The organism is Halomonas sp. DP5Y7-2, from assembly GCF_019802025.1.
Lineage (GTDB): Bacteria > Pseudomonadota > Gammaproteobacteria > Pseudomonadales > Halomonadaceae > Halomonas > Halomonas litopenaei_A.
In genome coordinates, this window is record NZ_JAHVHY010000031.1 from 1 (window position 1) to 572 (window position 572).

Below are 572 nucleotides of genomic sequence, written 5' to 3' on the forward strand. Positions count from 1 at the left end.
CTAAAGAAGCTCGCGCAAGGCATCGCTCTCTGCTGGTTCCCCGTGCTTCTGCTGTTCCTCTTTGTCAAAAACGACTTTTCCTTCAAGGTACTGGCCTACGGCCTGGCCATTCCCCTCGTGGTCTATCTGGTCGCCGCCCTATGCATCTGGCTGTTCTTCTGCGAACGCCAGCGTCGACGTGACCCGAAGTAGCCGACGATCTGTCACAGCGTGACTGCCCGCAGATGATCCTTGGCGCTGCATCTATTAGGCTATGCCGAGACAGTCACGACGCAGGCCTTCGCCACAGGCCTACCCGCGCCGCAAAGAGAGCAAGCCATGACCGATACAGCCGCCTCCGGGATGATTGTCCTGCAGGGCAACCGCATGGAAGACCTGCGCGATCTGACGCTGAAATGGCTCGGTCGCCGTCCCCTCCATCCGCTCGCACGTACACTTTTCCTGGTGCAGAGCAACGGCATTGCACAATGGCTCAAGACCTCTATCGCCGAGCGTCAGGGCGCTCCCGGCTACGGTATCTGTCTGGGAACGGATGTGGCGCTGCCGGCGCGGCTACAGTGGCAGGCCTATCG

General features: G+C 60.5%; 2 protein-coding genes. Both read left to right on the forward strand.

Going from position 1 to position 572, the window contains the following annotated elements; genetic code table 11:
• Positions 1–192 (forward strand): hypothetical protein (locus KUW18_RS20005; protein WP_222562202.1); only part of this gene is annotated, 192 nt, incomplete at its 5' end.
• Between the two features lie 126 nt (positions 193–318).
• On the forward strand, positions 319–572 hold a 254-nt coding region (locus tag KUW18_RS20010), incomplete at its 3' end, for an exodeoxyribonuclease V subunit gamma (protein ID WP_222562201.1).